Origin of the sequence: Pseudomonas faucium (genome assembly GCF_021602585.1) — a bacterium.
Taxonomy (GTDB): Bacteria; Pseudomonadota; Gammaproteobacteria; order Pseudomonadales; family Pseudomonadaceae; genus Aquipseudomonas; species Aquipseudomonas faucium.
Window position 1 is genome coordinate 218,648 of sequence record NZ_BQIP01000003.1, and the last position, 22,015, is coordinate 240,662.

Here is a 22,015-nt window from a genome sequence, read left to right on the forward strand (position 1 = left end):
ATGGCTGGCTTATGGAGACTCGCAATGACTCGGATCGCTCGCCCTGGCGACAACAGCACTGAACGCCGTCTGCAAGCCGAACGCCTGGTTGGAGCAGCCGCCCTGCAGGAAGCACAGGCGCTGCGCTACAAGGTGTTCAGCGCGGAATTCAAGGCCAAGCTCAAAGGCGCCGAACAGGGCCTGGACATGGACGACTACGACGTACATTGCCGCCACATCGGCGTGCGCGACCTGAGCACCGGCGAGCTGGTGGCCACCACCCGCCTGCTCGACCACCAGGCCGCCAGCAGCCTGGGGCGCTTCTACAGCGAAGAAGAATTCAGCCTGCACGGCCTGGTGCACCTGCAAGGCCCGATCCTGGAACTGGGGCGCACCTGCGTCGCCGCCGACTACCGCAACGGCGGCACCATCGCCGTGCTCTGGGGCGAGCTGGCCGAGGTCCTCAACGAAGGCCGCTACAGCTACCTGATGGGCTGCGCCAGCATCCCGATGCAGGACGGCGGCGTGCAGGCCCACGCCATCATGCAACGCCTGCGTGACCGCTACCTGTGCACCGAACACCTGCGCGCCGAACCGAAAAACCCGCTGCCCAGCCTGGCACTGCCCAGCAACGTCATCGCCGAAATGCCGCCGCTGCTCAAGGCCTACATGCGTCTGGGCGCGAAGATCTGCGGCGAGCCGTGCTGGGACGAGGATTTCCAGGTGGCCGATGTGTTCATCCTGCTCAAGCGCGACGACCTCTGCCCACGCTACGCCCGCCACTTCAAGGCGGCCGTCTGATGCCCAGGCTGCGGGTGCTCGCCCGCCTGTCGCGGCTGCTGCTGGTGCTGCTGCTGGGCATGCTCATGGCCAGCGTCATTGCCCTGGGCGAACGCCTGGGCTTCAAGGCGTCCCTTGAGCGCCGCCAACGCTGGGCCTGCCTGTTCATGAAACGCCTGGTGACCGCCCTGCCCTTCGATGTGCGGGTGGTGGGCGAGCTGCCGAAGCGGCCGATGCTGTGGGTCAGCAACCATGTGTCGTGGGCCGACATTCCCCTGCTTGGCATGCTGCTGCCGTTGTCGTTCCTGTCCAAGGCCGAAGTGCGCCAGTGGCCGCTGGCCGGCTGGCTGGCGGAAAAGGCCGGCACGCTGTTCATACGCCGCGGCGGTGGCGACGGCCAGCGCCTGCGCGAGCAGATCGGGGCACAGCTGGGCCAGGCGCGGCCGCTGCTGATCTTCCCTGAAGGCACCACCACCGACGGGCGCCAGTTGCGTACCTTCCACGGCCGCTTGCTGGCCGGTGCCATCGACCGGGGTGTGGCCGTGCAGCCGGTGGCCATCCAGTACCTGCGCAACGGTGAGGCGGACCCGATCGCGCCGTTCATTGGCGACGATGACCTGGTTTCGCACCTGATGCGGCTGTTTGCGGCGCCTCGGGGTGAGGTGTGCATTGAGTTGCTGGCGCCGATCAGCAGTATTGGCAAAGAGCGGGCGGCGTTGGCGTTTCAGGCGCAGCAGGCCATTCACATGGCGTTGTTCGGGGTCGAGGATGTCGAAGTGGCGCCCCGCCGGCAGGCGCGGGCTGCTTGATGGCGCTTGGCTGCACTGGCCTCATCGCCGGCAAGCCGGCTCCCACAGGGACCTTCACAGGTTTCGCTATGATGTGGGAGCCGGCTTGCCGGCGATGAGGCCAAAGGATCAGCGCTCGGATACCCGCCCCGCCGCCGCAAATACCTGCAACTGCGGATAGAACTCGCGAAAATCCGCCAGCAGCGGCTCGTACAACCGCTCCAGCTCCCCCATCACTCCGCTCATCCCCTCCGGCCGCGACAAGCGCCGGGCAATCCCGTTGAACACCTGCTCCAGGGTGTCGAAATCGCCATACGCCCCCAGCCAGTCATCCGCCGCCATGAACGGCGCAATCCGCGCCAACCGCCCCGGCAACTCAGGCTCTGCCAGCAGCACCCGGTAGAAGTCACCGGTGAACTGCGCCAGTGGCTGTTCGGCGTAATCACCCCAATGCCGCGCCAGGCAATGGTCGAAGAACACATCCAGAACGATCCCGGCAAAGCGTCGCCGCTCCCTGGGAAAGCGCGCGAGCGCGGCCAGTACCAGGGGGTGCCGGTCGGTGTAGCTGTCGATGTGCCGGTGCAGCCGAATCGCCGCTTCAAGCTCAGGCGCAAAGCGCCCTTCCAGGGAGCCTTTGACGAAATCGCCATACAGGCTGCCAAGCAGTTGTTGCGGCGCGGGGCCGCCCAGGTGCAGGTGTGCGAGGTAGTTCATGCCCGCAGTCTAGCACCGGCAGCGCCAATATCGTTATAACGCGATATAGCGATTCGCGCTCAGCTCAGAGCCTATCGGTATTTCAATATCGCGAAATACCGATTTATATTTCGACCCATCGCGATATACCGGTACAACACGAGTGACAACCATGCCCCTCGATCTCGACGAAATCATCAAAGCCCTGGCCCACCCGGTGCGGCGCGAAATCCTGCACTGGCTGAAAGACCCGGCCACGCAGTTTCCCGACCAGCACCACAGCACCGAACAGGGCGTGTGTGCCGGGCAGATCGATCAGCGCTGCGGCTTGTCGCAGTCGACCGTTTCCGCCCACCTGGCGACCTTGCAACGGGCTGGCCTGATCAGCAGCCAGAAGGTCGGCCAATGGCACTTCTTCAAACGTAACGAAACCACTATCCAGGCATTTCTCGAACAACTGCGCCAAGCACTCTGACAAGGCAGGTAACTTTCATGACCACGCTTTTCGATCCGATCACGCTGGGCGACGTGCAACTGCCCAACCGCATCATCATGGCGCCGCTGACCCGCTGCCGCGCCGACGAGGGCCGGGTGCCCAACGCGCTGATGGCCGAGTACTACGTGCAGCGCGCCAGCGCCGGGCTGATCCTCAGCGAAGCGACCTCGGTGTCGCCCATGGGTGTCGGCTACCCGGACACGCCCGGTATCTGGAACGACCAGCAGGTACGCGGCTGGAACAACGTGACCAAGGCCGTGCATGCCGCTGGCGGGCGCATCTTCCTGCAGCTGTGGCACGTTGGCCGCATCTCCCACCCCAGCTACCTGAACGGCGAGTTGCCGGTGGCGCCCAGCGCGATCCAGCCCAAGGGCCATGTCAGCCTGGTGCGCCCGATCACCGAGTACCCCACTCCACGTGCGCTGGAAACCGAAGAGATCGCCGACATCGTCGAGGCCTACCGCAGCGGCGCCGAAAACGCCAAGGCGGCGGGCTTTGACGGCGTGGAGATTCATGGCGCCAACGGCTACCTGCTCGACCAATTCCTGCAGAGCAGCACCAACCAGCGCAACGACCGTTACGGTGGCACGCTGGAAAACCGCGCGCGGCTGCTGCTGGAAGTGACCGATGCGGCCATCGAGGTATGGGGTGCCGGGCGTGTGGGCGTGCACCTGGCACCGCGTGCCGACTCGCATGACATGGGCGACGCCGACCGCGCCGAGACCTTCACCTACGTGGCGCGGGAGCTGGGCAAGCGTGGCATCGCCTTCATCTGCTCGCGGGAGAAGGAAGCCGATGACAGCATTGGCCCGCTGATCAAGCAAGCGTTCGGCGGCCCGTACATCGTCAACGAACGGTTCGACAAGGCCAGTGCCAATGCGGCGTTGGCCAGTGGCCGGGCCGATGCGGTGGCGTTTGGCGTGCCGTTCATTGCCAACCCGGACCTGCCGGCGCGGCTGGAGGCCGATGCGCCGTTGAACCAGGCGCATCCGGAGACGTTCTATGGGAAGGGGCCGGTGGGGTACATCGATTATCCACGGCTGTAATCGCGAACGCGGGGCCGCTTTGCGGCCCAATCGCCGGCAAGCCGGCTCCCACAGGTACACCGCCAGGCTTGCCGGGGATTCAGGGCTCAGCTGATCTCAATGGCGGGCATTGATCTGCTGTTGCAGGTTCTGGATCTGGCTCTGCAGGGTGTTGAGGTTGCGCGTGGTCTGCCCACGAAACGCATCGAACTCCTGCACCGACGCACCGCCCGAATTGGCAGCCGGCCGGTTGTCAGCCTGGCTCTTCAACACCAGCACATCCTGCTCCAGGCTCTCGATGGCGGCCTTCTGGTTACCCTGCTTCTTCAACGCCGCCACTTCATCGTTCAGGCTCTTGAGCTGGCCATCGAGCTTGCCGCCATCGACTTGCGCCGACTTCAGTGCCGCCAGCTCGCCGTTCACCGCTTTGAGTTGCGCCTGTAACTGCGTCTGCAGCTCGGTCACCACCTTCTGCTGTTCACGGGTATCGGCCAGCACCTGCTCCAGGCGCTTGCCCAAATCGCCCGTCTGCCCGGCCACGCCTTGCTGCTGGGCGCCCTGCTCGGCCAGGCTGGCCTGCAGCTGGCGAATCTGCAGTTTCAGCGCCTCGCTGCCGGTATTGACCGTCGACTCGCTGGCCTCGACCTTGCCGCTGATGGCCTGCAGGCGCCCGGCGGCTTCCTCGCTGATGCGCGCGAAGCTTTCCTGGGTGGCCACCAACTGCTGCTCCATCAACGAAATCTGCTGGAAGCTCCACCAGCCCAGCCCCGCCAGGGCGATGAACGAAGCCCCCAGCAGCGCCCACAGCGGCGCCGTGCTGGCGGGCTTGGCGGCTTTCTGACGGCTGCGCGACACGTGCGCTGGCAGCAGTTCGTCGTCATCGGGGGTACCGGCCCGCAAGGTGGGCACATCGTCGAAATCGTCGTGAGCATCGTTACGCATAGGTGGGGTCAACCGCGGTAGTAGCAAAGAGGCATGAGTATAAACCGCTCGCGCGGCGCTCAGATGACCATCATCAACCGGCCAGGTTCACTGGCCGAGCGGCTGGTGCTTCCACCAGGCGCAGAATTCATCCAGCGCCGTCCACAGGCTGACCTTGGGCTGGTAGCCCAGGTACTGGCGGGCACGGCTGATGTCCAGGGTGAAATCGCGGCTCATCACCTGCATCCCCAGGCGCGACAGGGTTGGCTGCGGGCGCCCGGGCCAGAGCATGCAGGCGCCCTCGTTCAGCGCCGCCAGGCTGTAGGCCAGGCCGTAGGAGCGGTAACGGGTCACCTGGGGCAGGTGCATCTGGCGCATCACGTAGTTCACCACATCCCACAGCGGCAACGGGTGGCCGTTGCTGATGTTGTAGGCCTGGCCCAGGGCGCGGTCCTCGGCGAACAGGGCACTGAGCAACGCGTCGTTGAGGTTGTGCACGCTGGTGAAGTCGACCTTGTTCAGGCCGTTGCCGATGATCGAGACACGGCCCTTGCGCTGCATCTGCATCAAGCGCGGGAAGATGCTCGCATCGCCCGCCCCGGTGACGAAGCGCGGGCGCAGCGCCAGCACCTCCAGGCCGAATTCCTGGGCACCGAAGACCTTCTGCTCGGCCAGGTGCTTGGTCAGCGCGTAGTGGTCGTGGAAGCGGCGCGGCACCTGGTCTTCGCGAATATCCAGGCGTGAGCGGCCGTTGAAATAGATCGACGGCGACGACAGGTGCACCAGGCGCCGCACATGCTCCTTCAGGCACCCCTCGACGACGTTTTCGGTGACCACCACGTTGCCCTGGTGGAAGTCCTGGTAGCGCCCCCAGCTGCCCACCGCGCCCGCGCAGTGCACCACCGCCTCGACGCCCTGGCACAGGCGCCGGGCCAGTTCGGCATCGCCCAGGTCGCCGGGGATGAACTGCGCGCCGCGCTTGACCAGGTGCTCGACCCCCTCGGCGCGACGGCCGCTGACCCGCACGTCCAGGCCCTGCTCCAGGGCAAAGCGCGCAAAGCGCCCGCCAATGAAGCCGCTCGCGCCGGTGACCAGAATTCGCATGTATGACTCCGCCTTGATTTCAGATGCAACAGACGCCGACCGCGGCTACAAGGGCACCAGCCAATGCCGTGCCGTGTGCCGCAGGTGCTCGGTCAGTTGCGCGAGCAGTTGCCCGCCGTTGCGCCAATGATGCCAGTACAACGGCACGTCGATGGGAGTATCGGCGCAGATTTCCACCAACTGCCCGTTCGCCAGCTGCTCGCGGGCCTGCAACTCGGGCACCAGGCCCCAGCCCAGGCCCGCCTCGGTCATGCGCAGGAAGCCTTCGGATGAGGGGCACAGGTGGTGCAAGAAACCGTCCTGTATCCCCAGCGACGCCAGGTAACGGTGCTGCAGGAAATCGTCCGGGCCATAGACGATGGCCGGGGTGCGCGCCAGGCGCTGCACCTCGAAGCCCCTGGGGAAGTAGCGCGCCATGAACCCTGGGCTTGCCAGCGCCCGATAGCGCATGGCCCCCAGCGGCAGGCTGCGTGCCCCGGCCACCGGCCGCTCGCTGCCGCACAGGCAGGCCGCCACATCGCCCGCGCGCATGCGCTTGAGGCCGACCTCCTGGTCTTCCACCACCAGGTCGGTCAACAGATGATGCTCGGCGCAGAACACGCCCACCGCACCGGCCCACCAGGTGGCCAGGCTGTCGGCGTTGAGGGCGATGCGCAGGCGCTCGGGCATGCCCTCCTCGTCCAGGGCCGGCACCTGGCGCTGCAGGTCGCGCTCCAGCAGGCGCACCTGCTGCACATGGTTGAGCAGCTGGCGGCCCACCTCGGTCGGGCTCGGCGGCGCGGCGCGCACCAGCACCGGTTGGCCGACCCGCGCCTCGAGCAGCTTGATGCGCTGCGAGATAGCCGATTGCGACAGCCCCAGCACCTGCGCGGCGCGCTCGAAACCGCCTTGCTCGATCACCGCCGCGAGGGCGGCCAGCAGCTTGTAGTCGAACATCGATTTTCCTAATGACGGATCAGCGTTATTTGTTTTTCTTATACAGCGCCGATCCGCACAATGGCCACATCTTCTTTGGAGTACCTGCCATGTGGCAAAGCTATTTGAACGGCATGTTGGTGGCCTTCGGCCTGATCATGGCCATCGGCGCGCAGAACGCCTTCGTCCTCGCCCAGAGTTTGCGGCGTGAACACCACCTGCCGGTGGCCTTGCTGTGCATCGTCTGCGATGCCCTGCTGGTGGCGGCCGGGGTATTCGGCCTGGCCACGGTGCTGGCGCACAACCCGACGCTGCTGGCCATCGCCCGCTGGGGCGGCGCGGTGTTCCTGATCTGGTACGGCGCCAAGGCGCTGCGCAGCGCCTGCTCCAAACAGAGCTTGCAGCACCAGCAAGGCCAGGGCGTGCGCTCGCGCCGCGCGGTGCTGCTCAGCGCCTTGGCGGTGACCCTGCTCAACCCCCATGTGTACCTGGACACGGTGCTGCTGATCGGCTCGCTCGGCGCCCAGCAAACCGTGCCTGGCGCCTATGTGGCCGGTGCCGCCAGTGCCTCGGCGCTGTGGTTCACCACCCTGGCATTAGGGGCTGCGTGGCTGGCGCCGTGGCTGGCCCGCCCGGCCACCTGGCGCATGCTCGACCTGATGGTGGCAGTGATGATGTTCGCCGTGGCGGCGCAGTTGATCTTCACCTGAGCTGCCACCCGTCGGCGTTCGCCAAGCGCTCTGGAACCTCTATTCCCTATCTTTGTTGCGTGGTTATGCGCCGGGGCTGGTGCTATGATCCAGCCCTTGCGTCGCAAAGAGTACAAACTCGCCGACGCACCTAGGGCCGCCCGTGATCGGCCTTGCGCAAACCGCGAACTAGACCTGAATCAGGAGATCCACCATGGCTTTTGAATTGCCGCCGCTGCCATACGCCCACGATGCTCTGCAGCCGCACATCTCCAAGGAAACCCTGGAGTATCACCACGACAAGCACCACAACACCTATGTCGTGAACCTGAACAACCTGGTCCCAGGCACCGAATTCGAAGGCAAGACCCTGGAAGAGATCGTCAAGACCTCTTCGGGCGGCATCTTCAACAACGCCGCTCAAGTCTGGAACCACACCTTCTACTGGAACTGCCTGGCGCCAAACGCCGGTGGCCAGCCGACCGGTGCCCTGGCTGACGCCATCAACGCTGCGTTCGGTTCCTTCGACAAGTTCAAGGAAGAGTTCACCAAGACTTCGGTTGGCACCTTCGGTTCCGGCTGGGGCTGGCTGGTGAAGAAAGCCGACGGTTCCCTGGCCCTGGCCAGCACCATCGGCGCCGGCTGCCCGCTGACCAGCGGCGACACCCCGCTGCTGACCTGCGACGTCTGGGAACACGCCTACTACATCGACTACCGCAACCTGCGTCCCAAGTACGTCGAGGCGTTCTGGAACCTGGTCAACTGGAAGTTCGTTGCCGAGCAGTTCGAAGGCAAAACCTTCAAGGCCTGATGCGTTCGGCCTTGATCGAAAAACCCGGCCTTGCGCCGGGTTTTTTTATGGCTTGGAAGTTGGCAGCGGCAGTTTGCCCAGCGCTCTTGCTCCCCCCGCATAGCACGCTAACATCAAACGTCTGGACATTCGCCACGGCGTTCTCAAGTTGCACGGTCAGGCAACCGATACACTGCTCAGGAGAGCCGCGCGGCCGATAGTGTATTGCCGACGTTGATGGCAAAATGATGCCACTGGCATGGATTAAGGAAACCCCATTGAAGCTGGAATTGCGCAACAGCTTGTCGGTCAAGTTGCTCAGGGTCGTGCTCCTTTCGGCGCTGGCGGTCGGTGTCGTGCTCAGTTGCGCGCAGATCGTCTACGACACCTACAAGACCCGCCAGGCCGTCAACAATGACGCCCAGCGCATCCTCGACATGTTCCGCGACCCCTCTACCCAGGCGGTGTACAGCCTCGACCGGGAAATGGGCATGCAGGTGATGGAAGGCCTGTTCCAGGACGAATCGGTACGCCAGGCCTCCATCGGCCACCCCAACGAAACCATGCTTGCGGAAAAATCACGCCCGCTGCAGGACATGTCCATGCGCTGGCTGACCGACCTGATCCTCGGCCAGGAACGCACCTACACCATCCAGCTGGTCGGCCGCGGCCCCTACAGCGAGTACTACGGCGACCTGAGCATCACCCTCGACACCGCCGCCTACGGTGAAGACTTCCTGGTCAACGCCATCATCATCTTCATCTCCGGCGTGCTGCGCGCCCTGGCCATGGGCCTGGTGCTGTACCTGGTGTACCACTGGCTGCTGACCAAACCGCTGTCCAAGATCATCGAGCACCTTACCCAGATCAACCCCGACCGCCCCAGCCAGCACCAGATCCCGCTGCTCAAGGGCCACGAGAAGAACGAGTTGGGTATCTGGGTCAATACCGCCAACCAGTTGCTGGCCTCGATCGAACGCAACACCCATCTGCGCCACGAGGCCGAGAACAGCCTGCAGCGCATGGCCCAGTACGACTTCCTCACCGGCCTGCCCAACCGCCAGCAACTGCAGGAGCAGCTCGACAAGATCCTCGCCGACGCCGGCCGCCTGCAGCACCGCGTGGCCGTGCTGTGCGTTGGCCTGGACGATTTCAAGGGCATCAACGAGCAGTTCAGCTACCAGGTGGGCGACCAGTTGCTGCTGGCCCTGGCCGACCGCCTGCGGGCCCACAGCGGCCGGCTGGGCGCCCTGGCACGGCTGGGCGGCGACCAGTTCGCGCTGGTGCAGGCCAACATCGAACAGCCCTACGAGGCGGCGGAGCTGGCGCAGAGCATCCTCGACGACCTCGAGGCCCCGTTCGGCCTCGACCACCAGCAGATCCGCCTGCGCGCCACCATCGGCATCACCCTGTTCCCCGAAGATGGCGACAGCACCGAAAAGCTGCTGCAAAAGGCCGAGCAGACCATGACCCTGGCCAAGGCGCGCTCGCGCAACCGCTACCAGTTCTACATCGCCAGCGTCGACAGCGAAATGCGCCGGCGCCGCGAGCTGGAAAAGGACCTGCGCGAGGCCTTGCCGCGCAACCAGCTGTACCTCGTCTACCAACCGCAGATCAGCTACCGCGACCATCGCGTGGTCGGGGTCGAGGCGCTGCTGCGCTGGCAGCACCCGGAGCTGGGCATGGTCCCGCCCGACCAGTTCATCCCGCTGGCCGAGCAGAACGGCAGCATCATCAGCATCGGCGAATGGGTGCTCGACCAGGCCTGCCGGCAGCTGCGCGAATGGCACGACCTGGGCTTCAGCGAACTGCGCATGGCGGTCAACCTGTCCACCGTACAACTGCACCACAACGAGCTGCCACGGGTGGTCAACAACCTGCTGCAGGCCTACCGCCTGCCCACCCGCAGCCTGGAGCTGGAAGTGACCGAAACCGGCCTGATGGAAGACATCAGCACCGCCGCCCAGCACCTGTTGAGCCTGCGCCGCTCGGGGGCGATGATCGCCATCGACGACTTCGGCACCGGCTATTCGTCGCTGAGCTACCTCAAATCGCTGCCGCTGGACAAGATCAAGATCGACAAGAGCTTCGTCCAGGACCTGCTCGACGACGATGACGACGCCACCATCGTTCGCGCCATCATCCAGCTGGGCAAGAGCCTGGGCATGCAGGTGATCGCCGAGGGCGTGGAAACCGCCGAGCAGGAAAGCTACATCATCGCCCAGGGTTGCCACGAGGGTCAGGGCTACCACTACAGCAAGCCGCTGTCGGCGCGCGAGCTGACGCATTTTCTCAAGCAGGCGCAGCGCAACCAGGTGTCGGCGCTGTAACCCTGCCCTGCCGCTTACAAGCCATGACGCGCATTTACATGAATTGCGCGTCTGGCCCCTTTACAGCAAATGCAAATCTTTCGCATGATGTTGCGGTTTCGCGTGCCACGGCGCACGGCATAACCCTTGGTCCAACCACACGACGCAGGAAAACCAATAATGATTCGTATGCCTCTGGCTTCCGCCAGTCTGCTGGCCATCGCCATCGCCCTCGCCGGTTGCGGCGAAGGCAAGGATGACAAGGCCGCCGCCCCGCAAGCTCAGGCACCTGCTGCCGCCAGCACCACCGCCGCGGCGCCTGGGGCTGTCGACGAAGCGGCCGGCAAGGCCGTGGTCAAGCATTACACCGACATGGTCTACGCCGTGTACAGCGACTCGCTGAGCACCGCCAAGACCCTGCAGAGCGCCATCGACGCCTTCCTCGCCAAGCCCAACGACGACACCCTCAAAGCCGCCAAGGCTGCCTGGGCCGCCGCACGCGTACCGTACCTGCAGAGCGAGGCGTTCCGCTTCGGCAACACCATCATCGACGACTGGGAAGGCCAGGTGAACGCCTGGCCCCTGGACGAAGGCCTGATCGACTACGTCGACCAGAGCTACGAACACGCCCTGGGCAACCCGGCTGCCAGCGCCAACATCATCGCCAACACCGAGATTCAGGTCGGCGAAGAGAAGGTCGACGTCAAGGACATCACCCCTGAGAAACTGGCCAGCCTCAACGAGCTGGGCGGCTCCGAAGCCAACGTCGCCACCGGCTACCACGCCATCGAATTCCTGCTCTGGGGCCAGGACCTCAACGGCACCGGCCCAGGCGCGGGCAACCGCCCGGCGTCCGACTACCTCGAAGGCCAAGGCGCCACCGGCGGCCACAACGACCGTCGCCGCGCCTACCTGAAGGCGGTGACCGACCTGCTGGTCAAGGACCTCGAAGAGATGGTCGGCAACTGGGCACCGAACGTCGCCGACAACTACCGCGCCACCCTGGAAGCCGAGCCTGTGGCCGACGGCCTGCGCAAGATGCTGTTCGGCATGGGCAGCCTGTCGCTGGGCGAACTGGCCGGCGAGCGCATGAAAGTTTCGCTGGAAGCCAACTCGCCGGAAGACGAGCAGGACTGCTTCAGCGACAACACCCACTACTCGCACTTCTACGACGCCAAGGGCATCCGCAACGTCTACCTGGGCGAGTACACCCGTGTCGACGGCAGCAAGATGACCGGCCCGAGCCTGTCGTCGCTGGTGGCCAAGGCCGATCCTGCCACCGACGCTACCCTGAAGGCCGACCTGGAAAACACCGAGGCGAAGATCCAGGTGATCGTCGACCACGCCCTCAAGGGCGAGCACTACGACCAGCTGATCGCCGCCGACAACGCGGCCGGCAACCAGATCGTGCGCGATGCCATCGCCTCGCTGGTCAAGCAGACCGGTGCCATCGAACAGGCAGCAGGCAAGCTGGGCATTGCCAACCTGAACCCGGATACCGCCGACCACGAATTCTGATTCGGGCGGTTGTGGTTGTGAAAGAGGCGGCCTTCGGGCCGCCTTTTTTCTGTGCCAGCCCCGCGAAAAGGCCGAAGAAGGCCATGAAAATGCTGGCATTTTCACAACCTTTTCACCCAGGTAATTGCAAATTGCTCTTATTCAAATATCGCCAGCCTGCTAAGCTTGCACGCCGGTTTTTCGTCCACGCCCAGGATTTTGCATGTCCTCGTCGCTGTCCCGACTTTCCCCCTTGCTGCTGTCCCTCGCCCTCGCCGCCTGTGACGACGCACCGCGTTTCACCCAGGCCGAGCCCGGCGAAGCGTTGTCCGGTGGCCAGGCGACCGTGCAGCGCAGCGACCGCAATGCCTTTTCCCTGCCCTCGGCCAACCTGTCGCCCGAGCGGCGCCTGGACTTCGCCGTGGGCAACAGTTTCTTTCGCAGCCCTTGGGTGATCGCGCCCTCCACCACCACCGCGCGCGACGGCCTCGGCCCGCTGTTCAACACCAACGCCTGCCAGAACTGCCACGTGCGTGATGGCCGCGGCCACCCGCCCGAGCCTGGCGACAGCAACGCGGTGTCGATGCTGGTGCGCCTGTCGATCCCTGACCAGCCGTACCTGGCCAAGGAAATCGAGCGCCTGGGCGTGGTGCCCGAGCCGGTATACGGCACTCAATTGCAGGACATGGCCATTCCAGGCGTTGCGCCCGAGGGCAAGGTGCGGGTGACCTACACCACGCATACCGTGGCCTTCAAGGATGGCCACCCGGTCGAACTGCGCCGCCCGACCTTGCAGATCACCCAGCTCGGCTACGGCCCGATGCACCCCGACACCCGTTTCTCGGCCCGCGTGGCGCCGCCGATGATCGGCCTGGGCCTGCTCGAAGCCATCCCCGAAGCCGACATCCTGGCCAACGAAGACCCCGATGACCGCAACCGCGACGGCATTCGTGGCCGCGCCAACCGGGTGTGGGACGACGCCCAGGGCAAGACCGTGGTCGGCCGCTTCGGCTGGAAGGCCGGGCAGCCCAACGTCAACCAGCAGAACGTGCACGCCTTTGCCGGCGACATGGGCCTGACCAGCACCCTGCAACCCAAGGACGACTGCACCCCGGCGCAGGCCGCCTGCCTGGCGGCGCCCAACGGCGACGGTGCAGGTGACGAAAAGGAAGTCAGCGACAACATCCTGCGCCTGGTCACCTTCTACACCCGCAACCTCGGCGTGCCGGCCCGGCGCGACGTGGGTGCGCCGCAGGTGCTGGCGGGCAAGAACCTGTTCTTCCAGGCCGGCTGCCAGGGCTGCCACACCCCGCAGTTCACCACCGCCCGCGATGCCGCCGAGCCCGAGCTGGCCGGGCAGGTGATCCGCCCCTACAGCGACCTGCTGCTGCACGACATGGGCCCGGGCCTGGCCGACGAGCGCACCGAATTCGCCGCCAACGGCCAGGACTGGCGCACGCCACCGCTGTGGGGCATCGGCCTGACCCAGGCGGTCAGTGGCCACACCCAGTATCTGCATGACGGCCGCGCCCGCGACCTGCTCGAAGCCGTGCTCTGGCACGGCGGCGAAGCCCAGGCGGCGCGCGACCATGTATTGACCTTCAATGCCGAGCAGCGCGCCGCGCTGCTGGCGTTCCTGAACTCACTTTAAAACGCGCAAGGAGCCGGGCATGTTCCGACCCAAACTGTTGTTCACCAGCCTCGCCGCACTCGCTCTCGGTGCCTGCTCGCCCCAGGACCCGCAGGCCGTGACTTCCGCCGCCATCGCCAAGCAGGTGATCCTGCCGACCTACAGCCGCTGGGTCGAGGCCGACCGCCAGCTGGCCAGCAGCGCCCTGGCCTACTGCGAAGGCAAGGCCAGCCTGGAAACCGCGCGCGCCGACTTCCTCAACGCTCAGAAAGCCTGGGCCGAGCTGCAGCCCTTGCTGGTCGGCCCGCTGGCCGAAGGCAACCGCGCCTGGCAAGTGCAGTTCTGGCCCGACAAGAAAAACCTGGTCGGCCGCCAGGTCGAGCAGCTGGTCAATGGCGACAAGCCGGTCGACGCCGCCGCCCTGGGCAAGGCCAGCGTGGTCGTGCGCGGCCTCTCGGCCTACGAGTACATCCTCTTCGACAGCAAGCCGGACATCGCCACCGCCGAGCAGAAGGCCCGCTACTGCCCGCTGCTGGTGGCCATCGGTGAGCACCAGAAGGCACTGGCCGAAGACATCCTCAAGAGCTGGAACAGCACCGACGGCATGCTCTCGCAGATGACCAAGTTCCCCAACCAGCGCTACGCCGATTCCCACGAAGCGATCGCCGACCTGCTGCGTGCCCAGGTCACCGCCCTGGACACCCTGAAGAAGAAACTCGGCGCGCCGATGGGCCGCCAGAGCAAGGGCATCCCGCAGCCGCTGCAGGCCGAAGCCTGGCGCAGCCACTCCTCGCTCAAGAGCCTGGAAGCCAGCCTCAAGGCCGCCCAGGCGGTCTGGGTCGGCGTCGACAACCAGGGCCTGCGCGGCCTGCTGGGCAGCGATCAGAAAGCCCTGGCGCAAAAAATCGACGACGCCTACGCTAGCGCCCTCAAGCTGTTGGCCGACAACCAGAAGTCGCTGGGCGAGTTGCTGGCCGACGACGCCGGGCAACAGAGCCTGAACCAGATCTACGACGCGCTGAACACCGTGCACCGCCTGCATGAAGGCGACCTGGCCAAGGCGCTGAACATCCAACTGGGCTTCAATGCCAACGACGGTGACTGACCATGCTGCGACGCCAGGCAATCAAACTCGGTAGCGTATTGCTCAGCGCCCTGACCCTGGGTGGCTGGAGCCTGTTTCGCAACAAAGGCAGCGAACCCCTGCTGCTGTCGGCGCGTGACGATGGCGACGGCAAGCATTACGCGGTCGGGTTCCGCCTGGACGGCAGCCAGGTGTTCAGCACCCAGGTGGCCCAGCGTTGCCATGCCATCATCAACCACCCGAGCCTGCCGATCGCCCTGTTCGTCGCACGCCGCCCCGGTACCGAAAGCTACCTGGTCGACCTGCGTGACGGGCGCCTGCTGCAGACCATCACCTCGCAGCCGAACCGGCACTTCTATGGCCATGCGGTGATCCACAGCGGCGGCGAATGGCTGTACGCCACCGAGAACGACACCACCGACCCTGGCCGGGGCGTATTGGGCGTGTACCGCTTCGAGGGCGAGCGCCTGGTGCACACCGGCGAGATCCCGACCCACGGCATCGGCCCCCACGAAGTGGCCTGGCTGCCCGACGGCGAAACCCTGGTGGTGGCCAACGGCGGCATCCGCACCGAGGCCGAAAGCCGGGTCGAGATGAACCTTGACGCCATGCAGCCAAGCCTGGTGCTGATGCAGCGCGACGGCACCCTGCTGAGCAAGGAAACCCTGGCCCAGCAGATGAACAGCGTGCGCCACCTGGCGGTGGGCAGTGACGGTACCGTGGTGGCCTGCCAGCAGTTCATGGGCGATGCCGAAGAAACCGCCGAGCTGCTGGCGATCAAGCGCCCGGGCGAGCCGTTCAAGGCCTTCCCGGTGGCGGAGCGGCAACTGCAGTCGATGGCCCAGTACACCGCCAGCGTGGCCCTGCACAGCGACCTGCGCCTGGTGGCGCTGACCGCACCACGGGCCAACCGGCTGTTCATCTGGGACCTGGACAGCGGCGCGGTGAAGCTCGATGCACCGATGCCGGACTGCGCCGGCGTGGGCGCGGTGAAGGATGGTTTCGTGGTCACTTCCGGGCAGGGGCGCTGCCGCTTCTATGATTGCCGCAAGGCCGAATTGATCGGGCAACCGATGAACCTGCCTTCCGGGTTCTGGGACAACCACCTGCACCTGGCCTGACCCGTTGGCTGCCTGAACGGGCCCTATCGCCGGCAAGCCGGCGATAGCGCCCATACAGCCAATACATCTCCCATCCTGGCAAAAACAGTCAATACTTCCCCCATCCACACGTGGGCAGGATCGCCCGTTGTCGTGCCACCACGAATAACAATCACGTATCCAAGGAACCGGACTTATGCTGCGCCGCCGCATGCTCATCATGTTGGCCGTCGTCGTGCTGATCGTGCTGGCCCTGGGGGGCTACAAGGCATTCTCGATCTACCAGCAGATCCAGATGTTCAGCGCCCCGAGGCCGCCCATCACCGTGGCCGCGGCCCTGGCTGAAGAACGCCAGTGGCAGGAACGCCTGCCCGCCGTCGGCAGCCTCAAGGCCCTGCAAGGCGTCGAGCTGAGCCTGGAGGTCGAAGGGATCGTCAAGTCGTTGCACTTCGACTCCGGGCAGAAGGTCAAGGCCGGGCAGTTGCTGCTGCAGCTCAACGACGACCAGGAAAGCGCCTTGCTCGGCACCGCCCAGGCCGACCTGGGCCTGGCCAAGGTCGACTTCGGCCGCGGCAGCCAGCTGGTCGGCGACTCGGCCATCTCGCGCGGCGAGTACGACCGCCTCACCGCCCAGTACCGGCGCAACCAGGCCGTGGTCGACCAGCTCAAGGCATCGAAGACCAAGAAGAGCATCAGTGCCCCGTTCAGCGGCACCATCGGCATCCGCCAGGTGGATGTCGGCGACTACCTGGCGGCCGGCGCGGTGATCGCCACCTTGCAGGACCTGTCCAGCCTGTATGTCGACTTCAACGTGCCGGAGCAGGCCCTGCCGCAGCTGAGCCTTGGCCAGCAGGTGCAAGTGCAGGTGGCCGCGTATCCGGGCCAGACCTTCGCCGCCAGCCTCAGCGCGATCAACCCCAAGGTCGAGGAAAGCACCCGCAACCTGCTGGTCCGCGCGACCATGGCCAACCCCGACGGCAAGCTGCTGCCGGGCATGTTCGCCAACCTGCTGGTGCTGCTGCCCGACCCGCGCCCGCAAGTGGTGGTGCCGGAAAGCGCCATCACCTACACCCTGTATGGCAACTCGGTGTATGTCGCCACGCCCAAGCAGGACAAGGACGGCAAAGCGCTGACGGACGACCAGGGCCACGCCCAGCTCATTGCCGAACAACGCACCGTGCAGACCGGCGAGCGCCGCGATGGCGTGGTGGTGGTCAGCAAGGGGCTCAATGCCGGCGAGCAGGTGGTGACCGCCGGGCAGCTCAAACTCACCCCCGGCGCGGCCATCCGCATCGGCCAGGACAATGCGCTCAAGCCCCAGCAGGGCTCCCCGCGCGCTGACTGACCAGGAGGCAGGCATGGCATTCACCGACCCGTTCATCCGCCGCCCGGTGCTGGCCAGCGTGGTCAGCCTGCTGATCCTGCTGCTCGGCTTCCAGGCCTGGAGCAAGCTGCAGATCCGCCAATACCCGCAGATGGAAAACGCCCTGATCACGGTGACCACCGCCTACCCCGGGGCCAACGCCGAAACCATCCAGGGCTACATCACCCAGCCGCTGCAACAGAGCCTGGCCAGCGCCGAAGGCATCGACTACATGACCTCGGTGAGCCGGCAGAACTTCTCGATCATTTCCATCTATGCGCGGATCGGCGCCGACAGCGACCGGCTGTTCACCGAGCTCTTGGCCAAGGCCAACGAGGTGCGCAACCAGCTGCCGCAAGATTCCGAAGACCCGGTGCTGAGCAAGGAAGCCGCCGACGCCTCGGCGCTGATGTACATCAGCTTCTACAGCAAGGAAATGAGCAACCCGCAGATCACCGACTACCTGTCCCGGGTGATCCAGCCCAAGCTGGCCACCCTGCCCGGCATGGCCGAGGCGCAGATCCTCGGCAACCAGGTGTTTGCCATGCGCATCTGGATCGACCCGGTGAAGCTCGCAGGCTTTGGCCTCTCGGCCACAGACGTGACCAGCGCCGTGCGCCGCTACAACTTCCTTTCCGCGGCCGGTGAGGTGAAAGGCGAGTACGTGGTCACCAGCATCAATGCCAGCACCGAGCTCAAGTCGGCCGAGGCCTTTGCCGCCCTGCCGGTCAAGACCACCGGCGACAGCCGGGTGCTGCTGGGCGATGTGGCGCGGGTCGAGATGGGCGCGGAGAACTACGACACGGTCAGCTCGTTCGACGGCATCCCGTCGGTCTATATCGGCATCAAGGCCACCCCTGCCGCCAACCCGCTGGAGGTGATCAAGGAGGTGCGGCGGATCATGCCGGAGCTCGAGAGCCAGCTGCCGTCGGCGCTGAAGGTGTCGATCGCCTACGACGCCACGCTGTTCATCCAGGCCTCCATCGACGAAGTGATCAAGACCCTGGGCGAGGCGGTGCTGATCGTCATCGTGGTGGTGTTCCTGTTCCTTGGCGCGCTGCGCTCGGTGCTGATCCCGGTGGTGACCATTCCGCTGTCGATGATCGGCGTGCTGTTCTTCATGCAGATGATGGGCTATTCGCTGAACCTGCTGACACTGCTGGCGATGGTGCTGGCGATCGGCCTGGTGGTGGACGATGCCATCGTCGTGGTGGAGAACATCCACCGGCACATGGAAGAAGGCAAATCGCCGTTCGACGCCGCCCTTGAAGGCGCCCGGGAAATCGCCATGCCGGTGGTGTCGATGACCATCACCCTGGCGGCGGTGTACGCGCCGATCGGTTTTCTCACCGGGCTTACGGGCGCCTTGTTCAAGGAGTTCGCCCTGACCCTGGCCGGCGCGGTGGTGATCTCGGGCATTGTCGCCCTGACCCTGTCGCCGATGATGTGCGCCCTGCTGCTGCGCCGGGAGCAGAACCCCAGCGGCCTGGCCCACCGCCTCGACCAGCTGTTCGAGCGCCTGAAGGTGCGCTACCAGCGCATCCTCCACGCCACCCTGGACAGCCGCCCGGTGGTGCTGGTGTTCGCGGTGATCATCCTGTGCCTGATCCCGCTGCTGCTCAAGTTCACCCAGAACGAACTGGCGCCGAACGAGGACCAGGGGGTGATCTTCATGATGAGCAGTTCACCGCAGCCGGCCAACCTCGACTACCTCAACGCCTACACCGACCAGTTCACGCCGCTGTTCAAGGCCTTCCCCGAGTATTACTCATCGTTCCAGATCAACGGCTTCAATGGCGTGCAAAGCGGTATCGGCGGCTTTTTGCTCAAGCCCTGGAACGAGCGCGACCGCACGCAGATGGAGCTGCTGCCGCAGGTGCAAGCCAAGCTCGAGGAAATTGGCGGGCTGCAGATCTTCGGCTTCAACCTGCCGTCGCTACCCGGTACCGGCGAGGGCCTGCCGTTCCAGTTCGTGATCAACACTGCCGGCGACTACCCGGCCCTGCTGGAAGTGGCCCAGCGGGTCAAGGAGCGTGCCCAGGCCTCGGGCAAGTTCGCCTTCCTCGACATCGACCTGGCCTTCGACAAACCCGAGGTGGTGGTCGACATCGACCGCGCCAAGGCCGCGCAGATGGGCGTGTCCATGGACACCCTGGGCTCAACCCTGGCGACCTTGCTGGGTGAGGCCGAGATCAACCGCTTCACCCTCGAAGGGCGCAGCTACAAGGTGATTGCCCAGGTCGAACGGCCCTACCGCGACAGCGCCGGCTGGCTCAACAGCTACTACGTCAAGAACGACCAGGGCCAGTTGCTGGCGCTGTCGACGCTGATCAGCCTCAGCGAGCGCGCCCGCCCGCGCCAGCTCAACCAGTTCCAGCAGCTGAACTCGGCGATCATCCAGGGCGTGCCGATGGTCAGCATCGGCGAAGCGCTGCAGACCGTGACCGATATCGCCCGCGAGGAAGCGCCGGAGGGCTTCTCGTTCGATTACGCCGGGGCCGCGCGCCAATATGTGCAGGAAGGCAGTGCGCTGTGGGTGACCTTCGGCCTGGCGCTGGCGATCATCTTCCTGGTGCTGGCCGCCCAGTTCGAAAGCTTCCGCGACCCGCTGGTGATCCTGGTAACGGTGCCGCTGTCGATCTGCGGGGCGCTGTTGCCGTTGTTCCTGGGCATTTCCAGCATGAACATCTACACCCAGGTGGGGTTGGTGACGCTGATCGGCCTGATCAGCAAGCACGGCATCCTGATCGTCGAGTTCGCCAACCAGTTGCGCGAGGAAAAAGGCCTGGACGTGCGCGAGGCCATCGAGGAAGCGGCGGCCATTCGCTTGCGGCCGGTGCTGATGACCACGGCGGCGATGGTGTTTGGCATGGTGCCGCTGATTCTGGCGACAGGTGCGGGGGCGGTGAGCCGGTTTGATATCGGTACGGTGATCGCGACCGGGATGTCGATCGGGACCTTGTTCACCTTGTTCGTGTTGCCGTGCATCTACACGCTGTTGGCGCACAAGGCGGTGGCCAGGGAGACTGTCGCCAGCTGATCTGGCCCTATCGCCGGCAAGCCGGCTCCCACACTGGAGGCGCATGCTGTACCTGTGGGAGCCGGCTTGCCGGCGATAGGGCCACCACCAATACAAAGGCCCCGCAATAGCGGGGCCTCGGTTTGCTCGAGCCAGGCTCAGCCGAACGGCCGCAACCCTTGGTGCATGCCGAACAGGAACAGCAGCAGGTCCTCGTCCGCACGGGCCTGCGCATGCGCCTGCTTGACGACCCGCGGCACTGCGCACTGGTCCGCCATGTCGGCCTTGCTGAATACCACTGGCCGTGGCTCTTCCCAAGCAGCTACCGCCGCCGTGGTCACAGCCAACCCAGCCACCAGGAATAAAGCTCGAGCGATTTCTAGTTTCATTGCCCTAACCCTTTGACAGCGCTGCCAAACGCCATCTGGTAAAAATAGAGCAGCGATTGCCATTCCGCGTCATTGAGCGACGAATGGCGGCGCAGCTGGCGAAGATCATTACCCGCCGCGCGCTGACAACTGATGCGCCGGCGGCATTTTTCAAGATCGAGCAAGGCAACCTCGACCCGGGCCTGTTCACCCTCGCCGATCACCTTGATGAACACGTGCTTGCCATATAGGCAACCATGCTGCCAATGCCCCAGGTGCATGCGCGCCAGGTTGTCGGCCAGATCCTTGAGCATGCGCTCGTGCACCACCTGCGGGTAACGTTCGCGGGCGCCTTCGGCGTGCCAGGTGTCGAGTTCGACGAAACCGTCCAGCGCCTCGCTGACCAGCAGCGCACGCCATTGCTTGTCGGCATCACGCTCGGCGCCACAAAAGACGATGCGCGGCACACGCACGCCCAGCTGTTCGCAGCTGGTCAGCGCATCGAGTTCGCGCAGCACGGTCGGCCGGCCGAACGGGTGCAGCAGGCTGCGGTAGATATGCCCGACCTGGCGCTTGGCATACAGCAGCTTGCCATTGCCATCGTCGAGCCGTTGCACGCCACTTTCACCGCCGCGCCGCTGGTTGGGCTCCTCGACCCATTCGCCCTGCTGGCGCCAGTAATAATCGAACCGTGACTCGTCACGCTGGGCTACAGCCATCAAACACTACCCCTTACGTAATACATAAACCCGCCACATGGCATAGAACGGCAGGAAGTCGAGGCGTTCCTGGATCCTGAAGCCGGCGGCCTTGAATTCTTCTTCAACTGTCTCTGCCGGTAACACAAAACGGTTCTGGTAACTGTCCGGCTCGGCCCTGGCGCTGCGCCGCTGCTCGAGCTTCTTGCGCCGCCAAGCCTTGAAGTTACCATCGACCCACAATGACAGGATTACGCTGTCGCGGCTAACCCTTTGGAATTCCGAGAGAATTGTCTTGCGGTGGGCCGCTTCGCCAATGTGGTGGAACAGCCGCATGCAGAAAATGCTGTCGACCGAGTTGTCGGGCAGGTCGATGGCAAATGCCGATGTCTGCAAAGGCCGTACCCGAGCCACCACTTCCGGCGGTTGAGCGGCACAGGCTGTCTCGATCATCGCCTCGGAGTTGTCGGCGCCGATGATCACCCGGTTCGGCTTTTCGGCCAACAGCGGCCAGAAGCGGCCAGCACCGCAAGGCAGGTCAAGCACCAACCCCGGCTCTCCCGCCAGCGCCAGGGCACGGCGCGCCAGTTGCTCGTCGCGGCTGTGCGACAGGCGACGGGCCAGGCCATCCTGGTGCTTGAGGAAGTACTCCTGAGCATGTTGCTGGTCGTACTTCTCGGAAAATTCGAGTTTGATCGGGCTACGCATTGGGCATCTCCTGGCTCCATTGCGCTTACCTTAAGTAGCCAAGCGTGGGCAACAGGTTA

At 65.1% G+C, this 22,015-nt stretch carries 21 protein-coding genes; 13 read left to right on the forward strand and 8 right to left on the reverse strand.

What is annotated here, in order from left to right; all coding sequences use genetic code 11:
• Nucleotides 1-24: 24 nt before the first annotated feature.
• Complete coding sequence (gene olsB, locus L6D75_RS05830; protein ID WP_176511895.1) at nt 25-780, forward strand: L-ornithine N(alpha)-acyltransferase; 756 nt, start codon at nt 25-27, stop codon at nt 778-780.
• On the forward strand, nt 780-1,568 hold the full coding sequence (locus tag L6D75_RS05835) for a lysophospholipid acyltransferase family protein (RefSeq protein WP_176511896.1): 789 nt from the start codon (nt 780-782) through the stop codon (nt 1,566-1,568). The genes olsB and L6D75_RS05835 overlap by 1 nt, the downstream gene beginning before the upstream one ends.
• Before the next feature lie 108 nt (nt 1,569-1,676).
• Here the strand turns inward: L6D75_RS05835 and L6D75_RS05840 are convergent, their stop codons facing one another.
• Entirely contained in the window at nt 1,677-2,261 is a 585-nt protein-coding gene (locus tag L6D75_RS05840) for an acyl carrier protein phosphodiesterase (RefSeq protein ID WP_176511897.1), read from the reverse strand.
• 151 nt (nt 2,262-2,412) lie between these two features.
• On the opposite strand from L6D75_RS05840, the gene L6D75_RS05845 reads away from it, so the two are divergent.
• Nucleotides 2,413-2,715 (forward strand): ArsR/SmtB family transcription factor, encoded by a 303-nt coding sequence (locus tag L6D75_RS05845; RefSeq protein WP_176511898.1) that lies wholly within the window; start codon nt 2,413-2,415, stop codon nt 2,713-2,715.
• 17 nt (nt 2,716-2,732) lie between these two features.
• Complete coding sequence (locus L6D75_RS05850; RefSeq protein WP_176511899.1) at nt 2,733-3,782, forward strand: alkene reductase; 1,050 nt, start codon at nt 2,733-2,735, stop codon at nt 3,780-3,782.
• A 96-nt stretch (nt 3,783-3,878) separates the two neighbouring features.
• Here L6D75_RS05850 and L6D75_RS05855 read toward each other — a convergent pair whose 3' ends face one another.
• The 3 genes from L6D75_RS05855 to L6D75_RS05865 all read right to left on the reverse strand — a co-directional run bounded on the left by L6D75_RS05855 (nt 3,879) and on the right by L6D75_RS05865 (nt 6,722).
• Nucleotides 3,879-4,703, reverse strand: coding sequence for an ATPase (locus L6D75_RS05855; RefSeq protein WP_176511900.1), 825 nt, complete (start codon nt 4,701-4,703; stop codon nt 3,879-3,881).
• Between the two features lie 87 nt (nt 4,704-4,790).
• Nucleotides 4,791-5,786, reverse strand: coding sequence for an NAD-dependent epimerase/dehydratase family protein (locus L6D75_RS05860; RefSeq protein WP_176511901.1), 996 nt, complete (start codon nt 5,784-5,786; stop codon nt 4,791-4,793).
• A gap of 45 nt (nt 5,787-5,831) precedes the next feature.
• On the reverse strand, nt 5,832-6,722 hold the full coding sequence (locus L6D75_RS05865) for a LysR family transcriptional regulator ArgP (protein ID WP_176511902.1): 891 nt from the start codon (nt 6,720-6,722) through the stop codon (nt 5,832-5,834).
• Nucleotides 6,723-6,811: 89 nt separating this feature from the next.
• Between L6D75_RS05865 and L6D75_RS05870 the strand changes: the two genes are divergently transcribed.
• Nucleotides 6,812-7,411 (forward strand): LysE/ArgO family amino acid transporter, encoded by a 600-nt coding sequence (locus L6D75_RS05870; RefSeq protein WP_176511903.1) that lies wholly within the window; start codon nt 6,812-6,814, stop codon nt 7,409-7,411.
• 193 nt (nt 7,412-7,604) lie between these two features.
• Complete coding sequence (locus tag L6D75_RS05875) at nt 7,605-8,201, forward strand: superoxide dismutase (protein WP_054899300.1); 597 nt, start codon at nt 7,605-7,607, stop codon at nt 8,199-8,201.
• Here the strand turns inward: L6D75_RS05875 and L6D75_RS05880 are convergent.
• The gene (locus L6D75_RS05880) at nt 8,191-8,493 is read right to left on the reverse strand and encodes a hypothetical protein (protein ID WP_176511904.1); all 303 of its coding nucleotides are present in this window, start codon (nt 8,491-8,493) and stop codon (nt 8,191-8,193) included. The genes L6D75_RS05875 and L6D75_RS05880 overlap by 11 nt on opposite strands.
• On the opposite strand from L6D75_RS05880, the gene L6D75_RS05885 reads away from it, so the two are divergent.
• From L6D75_RS05885 to L6D75_RS05915, 7 genes are all read left to right on the forward strand, one after another.
• Complete coding sequence (locus L6D75_RS05885; protein ID WP_176511905.1) at nt 8,459-10,510, forward strand: putative bifunctional diguanylate cyclase/phosphodiesterase; 2,052 nt, start codon at nt 8,459-8,461, stop codon at nt 10,508-10,510. The two genes, L6D75_RS05880 and L6D75_RS05885, sit on opposite strands and share 35 nt — an antisense overlap.
• 159 nt (nt 10,511-10,669) lie before the next feature.
• Nucleotides 10,670-12,007: an imelysin family protein gene (locus L6D75_RS05890; protein WP_176511906.1), complete on the forward strand. Its 1,338-nt coding sequence runs from the start codon at nt 10,670-10,672 to the stop codon at nt 12,005-12,007.
• Nucleotides 12,008-12,209: 202 nt separating this feature from the next.
• Nucleotides 12,210-13,637 carry a di-heme oxidoreductase family protein gene (locus L6D75_RS05895; RefSeq protein WP_176511907.1) on the forward strand — a complete coding sequence of 476 codons (1,428 nt, stop codon included), beginning with the start codon at nt 12,210-12,212 and terminating at the stop codon, nt 13,635-13,637.
• A 19-nt stretch (nt 13,638-13,656) separates the two neighbouring features.
• Complete coding sequence (locus L6D75_RS05900; protein ID WP_176512437.1) at nt 13,657-14,721, forward strand: imelysin family protein; 1,065 nt, start codon at nt 13,657-13,659, stop codon at nt 14,719-14,721.
• A 2-nt stretch (nt 14,722-14,723) separates the two neighbouring features.
• Entirely contained in the window at nt 14,724-15,821 is a 1,098-nt protein-coding gene (locus L6D75_RS05905) for a DUF1513 domain-containing protein (protein ID WP_176512436.1), read from the forward strand.
• Nucleotides 15,822-15,996: 175 nt separating this feature from the next.
• Nucleotides 15,997-17,145, forward strand: coding sequence for an efflux RND transporter periplasmic adaptor subunit (locus tag L6D75_RS05910; protein WP_176512434.1), 1,149 nt, complete (start codon nt 15,997-15,999; stop codon nt 17,143-17,145).
• 13 nt (nt 17,146-17,158) lie between these two features.
• Nucleotides 17,159-20,203: a multidrug efflux RND transporter permease subunit gene (locus L6D75_RS05915; RefSeq protein ID WP_176512432.1), complete on the forward strand. Its 3,045-nt coding sequence runs from the start codon at nt 17,159-17,161 to the stop codon at nt 20,201-20,203.
• A gap of 137 nt (nt 20,204-20,340) precedes the next feature.
• Here the strand turns inward: L6D75_RS05915 and L6D75_RS05920 are convergent, their stop codons facing one another.
• Genes L6D75_RS05920 through L6D75_RS05930 form a run of 3 tightly spaced genes read right to left on the reverse strand, consistent with a single transcriptional unit; the run spans nt 20,341 to nt 21,956 of the window.
• Nucleotides 20,341-20,571 (reverse strand): hypothetical protein, encoded by a 231-nt coding sequence (locus L6D75_RS05920; protein ID WP_176512430.1) that lies wholly within the window; start codon nt 20,569-20,571, stop codon nt 20,341-20,343.
• Nucleotides 20,568-21,269, reverse strand: coding sequence for a lipopolysaccharide kinase InaA family protein (locus L6D75_RS05925; RefSeq protein WP_176512428.1), 702 nt, complete (start codon nt 21,267-21,269; stop codon nt 20,568-20,570). Before L6D75_RS05925 ends, L6D75_RS05920 begins: the two co-directional genes overlap by 4 nt.
• A 6-nt stretch (nt 21,270-21,275) precedes the next feature.
• The gene (locus L6D75_RS05930) at nt 21,276-21,956 is read right to left on the reverse strand and encodes a class I SAM-dependent methyltransferase (protein WP_176512427.1); all 681 of its coding nucleotides are present in this window, start codon (nt 21,954-21,956) and stop codon (nt 21,276-21,278) included.
• Between the last annotated feature and the right edge of the window lie 59 nt (nt 21,957-22,015).

Excerpts from the sequence above, each read along its gene's own strand:
- olsB (WP_176511895.1), top strand. The coding sequence starts at position 25 with ATGACTCGGATCGCTCGCCCTGGCGACAACAGCACTGAACGCCGTCTG.
- L6D75_RS05835 (WP_176511896.1), top strand. The coding sequence starts at position 780 with ATGCCCAGGCTGCGGGTGCTCGCCCGCCTGTCGCGGCTGCTGCTGGTG.
- L6D75_RS05840 (WP_176511897.1), bottom strand. The coding sequence starts at position 2,261 with ATGAACTACCTCGCACACCTGCACCTGGGCGGCCCCGCGCCGCAACAA.
- L6D75_RS05845 (WP_176511898.1), top strand. The coding sequence starts at position 2,413 with ATGCCCCTCGATCTCGACGAAATCATCAAAGCCCTGGCCCACCCGGTG.
- L6D75_RS05850 (WP_176511899.1), top strand. The coding sequence starts at position 2,733 with ATGACCACGCTTTTCGATCCGATCACGCTGGGCGACGTGCAACTGCCC.
- L6D75_RS05855 (WP_176511900.1), bottom strand. The coding sequence starts at position 4,703 with ATGCGTAACGATGCTCACGACGATTTCGACGATGTGCCCACCTTGCGG.
- L6D75_RS05860 (WP_176511901.1), bottom strand. The coding sequence starts at position 5,786 with ATGCGAATTCTGGTCACCGGCGCGAGCGGCTTCATTGGCGGGCGCTTT.
- L6D75_RS05865 (WP_176511902.1), bottom strand. The coding sequence starts at position 6,722 with ATGTTCGACTACAAGCTGCTGGCCGCCCTCGCGGCGGTGATCGAGCAA.
- L6D75_RS05870 (WP_176511903.1), top strand. The coding sequence starts at position 6,812 with ATGTGGCAAAGCTATTTGAACGGCATGTTGGTGGCCTTCGGCCTGATC.
- L6D75_RS05875 (WP_054899300.1), top strand. The coding sequence starts at position 7,605 with ATGGCTTTTGAATTGCCGCCGCTGCCATACGCCCACGATGCTCTGCAG.
- L6D75_RS05890 (WP_176511906.1), top strand. The coding sequence starts at position 10,670 with ATGATTCGTATGCCTCTGGCTTCCGCCAGTCTGCTGGCCATCGCCATC.
- L6D75_RS05895 (WP_176511907.1), top strand. The coding sequence starts at position 12,210 with ATGTCCTCGTCGCTGTCCCGACTTTCCCCCTTGCTGCTGTCCCTCGCC.
- L6D75_RS05900 (WP_176512437.1), top strand. The coding sequence starts at position 13,657 with ATGTTCCGACCCAAACTGTTGTTCACCAGCCTCGCCGCACTCGCTCTC.
- L6D75_RS05905 (WP_176512436.1), top strand. The coding sequence starts at position 14,724 with ATGCTGCGACGCCAGGCAATCAAACTCGGTAGCGTATTGCTCAGCGCC.
- L6D75_RS05910 (WP_176512434.1), top strand. The coding sequence starts at position 15,997 with ATGCTGCGCCGCCGCATGCTCATCATGTTGGCCGTCGTCGTGCTGATC.
- L6D75_RS05915 (WP_176512432.1), top strand. The coding sequence starts at position 17,159 with ATGGCATTCACCGACCCGTTCATCCGCCGCCCGGTGCTGGCCAGCGTG.
- L6D75_RS05920 (WP_176512430.1), bottom strand. The coding sequence starts at position 20,571 with ATGAAACTAGAAATCGCTCGAGCTTTATTCCTGGTGGCTGGGTTGGCT.
- L6D75_RS05925 (WP_176512428.1), bottom strand. The coding sequence starts at position 21,269 with ATGGCTGTAGCCCAGCGTGACGAGTCACGGTTCGATTATTACTGGCGC.
- L6D75_RS05930 (WP_176512427.1), bottom strand. The coding sequence starts at position 21,956 with ATGCGTAGCCCGATCAAACTCGAATTTTCCGAGAAGTACGACCAGCAA.